4 protein-coding genes are annotated in these 5,980 nt (G+C 41.6%); all 4 read left to right on the forward strand.

What is annotated here, in order from left to right; all coding sequences use genetic code 11:
- Nucleotides 1-17 precede the first annotated feature (17 nt).
- Nucleotides 18-4,310 carry an RHS repeat-associated core domain-containing protein gene (locus LBQ60_05260; protein ID MDR2037313.1) on the forward strand — a complete coding sequence of 1,431 codons (4,293 nt, stop codon included), beginning with the start codon at nucleotides 18-20 and terminating at the stop codon, nucleotides 4,308-4,310.
- Nucleotides 4,311-4,354: 44 nt separating this feature from the next.
- Entirely contained in the window at nucleotides 4,355-4,840 is a 486-nt protein-coding gene (locus LBQ60_05265) for a hypothetical protein (protein ID MDR2037314.1), read from the forward strand.
- The gene (locus LBQ60_05270) at nucleotides 4,837-5,457 is read left to right on the forward strand and encodes a hypothetical protein (protein MDR2037315.1); all 621 of its coding nucleotides are present in this window, start codon (nucleotides 4,837-4,839) and stop codon (nucleotides 5,455-5,457) included. The genes LBQ60_05265 and LBQ60_05270 overlap by 4 nt, the downstream gene beginning before the upstream one ends.
- Before the next feature lie 5 nt (nucleotides 5,458-5,462).
- The coding region (locus LBQ60_05275; GenBank protein MDR2037316.1) for a hypothetical protein at nucleotides 5,463-5,980 on the forward strand (518 nt) is incomplete at its 3' end.

Genomic DNA, 5,980 nt, shown 5'->3' on the forward strand with positions numbered 1-5,980 from the left:
AATAAAAACCATTCATCATGAAACGAGTTATCGCAATTATAATCTTTTTAGTGATTTTTTCGAAAGCGCTTTACCCGCAGTCTGATCTTTCATGGATAATCGACGCCGGGACCAAAAGCGACGCTTTCAGTTACAGCGATACACAAAAGCTGGCAGACTGTATGCCGCAATCAGTATCTGCAGGTTCAGGCCTGACTAAGTTTATGCTTTATCCTTACCAGTTTACGCTAACCAAAAGAATGGATATCACTATTGACAACTGCGGCTCAAGTACGAATATTCCCAGTACAGAGATAAGGTTAGTATCCGCTTCGGCAGGCAAAGTCGAATTTGACAATATTTACATACCTCCCTGTCCATCAACCAATGGAGGTATTGCCAACAAGAAAGTAAGCGGCTTGCCTCCGGGAACCTATTACATGATCGTGTATGCTCATTCCCAGAATGTGAAATTGGACAGCACGGTAACAACTACCATTCAGGGAGTTCCGGCGAAAACAGAATATAATCTTGGCGAGAAAACAACTTCATTTACTTATAGCCATACCCAGAATACGGAAGAATGTTTTAACATGTACACGATGCATTCAACCTGCGCCAATGACGTTTTTTACAAGTTTACGCTGACAAAACCCATGGAGGTTATCATTTCCCACTGCGGTTCGCAGGTGTCGGATACTTATCTGCACCTGCTGGATGCTTCCGGCAACAGAATAGTCTATAACGATAACTACATGGGAATTGGACGTTGTGTACCGGTTACCCATGCGTATTTGGAACTCAATCTGGAAGCGGGAACTTATTATGCGGTTTCGGAAGGATACGGGAACGGGAATATCACGACTACCATAACGGGAACCAAAGTGGGTAGCGACGACCAAAATTACGTGCATACCCGAACAATGACTAATGAAAACGGAACAGCCTATCTGGACGAAATCCGCTATTTCGACGGATTGGGACGTCCGGTTGAAACCGTACAGAAAGGAATCACACCCACCAAAGCCGATCTGGTCACTTACCTGGAGTACGACGCCTTCGGGCGGGAGAGCAAGTCGTGGCTGCCTGTCAGGGTGGAAAACAACAGGGGAGCCTTTGTCAGTTTCGCGGATTTTCAAACCGGCGCTTCAAATACCTACAATAATACGACTTATAATTCCGCTTCAGATGCCGAGCCTTATTCCTACCCGGTATACGAACCTTCTCCCCTGAACCGGATTGTACAACAGTTTGGGGCGGGAAAGAACTGGCACATAAACAATAAACCGGTCAATACATCCTACCTGACCAACAGCGCCAATTTTTGTCCGCGCTATACGGTCAGCGACAACAAGACGAGCGCCGGCATTACCCGTTCGGGCTATTATGCAGCCAATGAACTGTATGTGACGAAAATAAACGATGAGGAAGGAAATACTTCCTACGAGGCTAAAGACAAACTGGGACAGGTCGTCTATACCCGACAGGTTAACGGTTCTGAAATCCTGCACACTTGCTATGTTTATGACAGTTTCGGTAATCTCCGGGCGGTACTGCCCCCCCTGGCTGTGGATAAGTTTACTTCCGGTTCCTGGACGGAAAGTACGCAACTGTTTAAGGATTATGCTTATGCTTACAAGTACGACGGACGCAACCGCTGCATCGCCAAAAAGATTCCGGGCGCTGAGTGGGTGTATTATGTGTATGACAGGGCTGACCGGCTAATCTTTACCCAGAACGGGGAACAGCGCAAAACGGGAGAATGGTCGTTTTCTATTCCGGACATCTTTGGACGGGTTGTGTTGACCGGCATCTGTAAAAATACACTGTCCTACACGGGAAATCCTTTGGATGGAGTTGCGGTCAAGGCTGAACGTAACAATACGAGCAACACTTATAAAGGCTACACTTTAAGCGGGGTAACGTTAGATTCGTTCACCGTGTTGACCGTCAATTACTACGACGATTACAAGTTTATGGGTTACAACGGTATTCCGATAAAAACGGACAGCGATTTCGGGTACGAAGCGGTTTCCGGCTATGGGCAGCAGTATGCAGGTACAGGCGGCTACGAACACAAAGGTTTATTGACCGGAACCCAGGTAGCCTACAATAGAGAGCTGTACGCGGTGGCGGTTCCCGGTTCGGCGATACTTGCCGGGGACGTAGCCCCGTTTGCCGCCAATTTCGAAACGCAGGTTGCATCAACCCTGCCCAAGACCAAATACTACGAAGAGGCCGTACCGCAAAAAGCGATGGCTACGGCCACCCCGTCAATTCCATCCGGTGAGTCGTCGTTATATAAAATTGATCCGAATTGGGCTTATTTGGCTACGGTGATGTATTACGACTACAAAGGGCAAGTGATTCAATCGAAATCCCACAATCACCTGGGAGGCGTGGAAAAGGAATACGTCGCCTACAACTTCACCGGGCAACCGACCCAAAGGAAGCAGGTACATTCGGCTAAGGATAAAGCCACTCAAACCGAAGCCCGTACTTATGCATACGACCATGCCGGGCGACTGACCCAAACAAAATATACCTTGAACAACGGTGTCCGGATAGTACCGGTAAACAATACCTACGACGAACTGGGACGGTTGAAAACAACCAAACCCTATAGCCAGGGCAAACTCCTAAGCACCTACAGCTATAATATCCGCTCGTGGCAGACGAGAATGGATAACAATCAGTTTGGCGAATCGTTAAGCTATTCCTACAACGGAAACATAAGCGATATGAGTTGGTTTCAGGACGGTTACCGTCAGAGTTATCATTTTAGTTACGACAATCTCTCCCGTCTCTGTACGGCGGCTTTTACTGGTTTCAACGGAGAAAAATATGGTACGGGCTACAGTTACGACAAGCATGGAAATACAACTTCTTTATATCGTTACGGGTCGGTTATTCCTGCGCTTGGCGCTTATGCGTATATCGATCGTCTGACAATGAACTACGGGAACAGCAATCAATTGCGCAATATCAACGATTCTGGGGAAAACGTTTTCACCAATCCTTCGGATTTCAAGGACTATAAGAAAGGCAGTGGCGTGGAATATGCCTATAATGCTAACGGCGCCATGACGCAGGATATGAACAAAGGCATTTCCGAAATTCAATACAACCGCCTGAATTTGCCGCAACGGATTGATATAAAAAGTCCGGTAGCCGAAGCACGAAATGAATATACCTATACGGCTGCGGGAACAAAACTGAAAGTGGTTCACCGGTGGAATCCGGCTTATTCTAACAGTCCGGTTGTCGGTTCCGCTGTCGATGCTGGTTCGCTGACGGAAGTGAAAACGGTTGATTACGTTGGCAATAAAATCTACACGAACGGCGTACTTGAAAAGATACTGATAGAAAACGGTTATTACGAAAACGGAAAGTATTACTTCTACATCCGCGACCATTTGGGCAACAACCGCATCGTGGCGGACCAGTCGGGCAACAACGTGATACAAAGCACACAATACTACCCGTTCGGGATGGTTATGGTGGAAACGAACCGGGAGAAACAGGCATTCAAGTTCGGGGGCAAGGAACTGGATATGATGAACGGACTGAATTTGTATGATTTCGTGGCACGAGGGTATGATCCGGTAACGGGACGGTTCCTGACTCCCGATCCGTTATGTGAAAAGTATTACAGTATCAGTTCGTATGCGTATTGCTTGAATAACCCTGTGAAATTTATTGATCCGGATGGCAAGTCAACATACACACGAATGAATGATGATGGCACCTATACTGTTGTCGGAGGCAAGATAGATGGCGATAAAAGTATTTATGTTTTATTCGGGGTAAACAAGCCAATGGGATTTCTGGGAGAATCGTTGACAGAATATTCATTTTTTGATGATCATGGAAATCCTGTAATTGGAGCAGTAATAGATCCGGAAGATCACACTGGAGAGATTTTCTTAAATAGAGAAATTATAAATACCCCGTTAGGATTGTTTCAATATATGTGGAATGCAACAGGAGAAAAATATTATGATTTTAAACATAGAGGAATTAATGAACGATCGGAAAAAATGAGCGAAAATCAATATAGATATAGAGGAATGCCTCTAAATGGCGTAACCAGTGTTGTTGGAAATAGAGGAGAGGGCATCAAAATTTATGCTTCGGCAAGAGATGTTGGCAATGTTGCCGCCGGTTATATGGCAGGAAGAAATGGATTGTTGTGGGAGGAAGCAAGAACAGGTTTTGATTTATTAGAAACATTACAGCATTATTTATGGCCAACTAAAGAAGGTCAACCCACTCAACAGGCAGAGAAAATCGGCTATGACAATGGCTATCCAGCATATTGGCATAAATAAGTCATAGCTACATAAAATGAAAAAGGATATGTAAAATAAAAAAGATGAAAAAACGGTGGATTATACTGATAAGTATTTTTATATTATTCTTCTATATTAATGAGAAAAGAAGTTTTTATTATACAGAAGATGGGAAATGTTTTACGGTATGTAAAAAAATTGGTGGTAACTGTTATGTAGCACCCTATAAATATTATGGATTGTTCAAGCCATCAGATAATTATGTTCAAACGACGAATACGGCATGCATTGATTTCTTTTGGACAGACAGTTTACCTGATAATCTTATAGTTAGGGCAGTAGACTACCGTCGTGGTTTTTATGTGAAGATCGTAAACAAACATCCAGGAAAAGTTATACTTTATAATTACTACGACAATGAGGAAAAATATGAAAAATTGTTTTTTAAATCAAATTCATATAAAAAAGATTATTTAAATGGAATTGATATTGATATTGCTTCCAATAGATTGATTAGAAAATACATATCATTAGACAAACAAAGAAAATTAAACAATAAATCAAAATGAAAAAAATAATTTCAAGCACATTAGTTGCCTTATTGGGCATTATATCCGCGAGTGCACAATATTATATTGGTGGCTCCTTCAGTTTTAACCGTAGCGCTTCACAACCCAAAGAAGGGGATAAGACGACAACATCTTCATTTTCTATTTCTCCGGAAATGGGTTATCGGTTAAGTGATAAAATTGAACTCGGCATGGCTATCTTCACCAATTTCTCCACAGCCTATAATACAATTATATGGATAGATATATATGGAGAATTGAAATTTGAAGACAGAGAAGCAAAAACAAAAGAATTTCAAGTGACCCCCTATCTTCGTTATTCATTTATAAAATTGGGAAAATTGAATATTTCAGGCACAGTAAATTTCCATGCCGGCTATGGAGTTGTAGAACGAATCGGTAATGATAATACGAAATATACGCATTGGGGTACAAGTATTCATCCAACGATCATTTATCATTTATTTGACAACTGGACTGTTTTCTCCCATTTGAAATTTTTCAATCTGGGATTTTTTCAAACTAAAATTAAGGATGAAAAAACCACAACTGAATTTAATTTTGATTTGGACGCATACAATATTTTACCGTCTATCGGTTTGATTTATAAATTTTAATTGATATGAAAACATATAAAAATATACTTGTTTTAATTGTCTTGCTCGGAAATAACTTTGGCTTTGAAACAAAGGGTTTTGGTTATATACAAACAGGCGATTATGCTTACTTTTTTACACCTCAGAATTTAGGTACATCAACCCCTCAGGTTACAGACATGATTAGATATGGAAATATCCAGGTAAATAAATATCATGGATTACTTGATTTTGGTGTTGCAATGGATGGTTATAAAGACCGGGATTTTGATATTCCCCTCTCACTAAAATATATTTCAAGTGGATTTATACCCACGAAACGGCCTTCAATGGTAGGATATAACTGGATTCTTAATTGTGGCGGCGTAATCACACGAACACTTAATGGCAGTCCTGATGATACAAAAGGCCGTTACCGGGATAAAGAAAATAATGATTACTTACTGGATGGTATATTGGTTGCTGTTAAAGAGAATAGATTCAAATCCTATTCAAATGACAAGTTAATAAATTTTATTGTTGATTTTAATGGTAAAGGTCATGG

The sequence above is a fragment of the Bacteroidales bacterium genome, assembly GCA_031275285.1.
GTDB lineage: Bacteria > Bacteroidota > Bacteroidia > Bacteroidales > UBA4181 > JAIRLS01.

Coding starts and splice junctions, on each gene's coding strand:
- LBQ60_05260 (MDR2037313.1), top strand. CDS start 18: ATGAAACGAGTTATCGCAATTATAATCTTTTTAGTGATTTTTTCGAAA.
- LBQ60_05265 (MDR2037314.1), top strand. CDS start 4,355: ATGAAAAAACGGTGGATTATACTGATAAGTATTTTTATATTATTCTTC.
- LBQ60_05270 (MDR2037315.1), top strand. CDS start 4,837: ATGAAAAAAATAATTTCAAGCACATTAGTTGCCTTATTGGGCATTATA.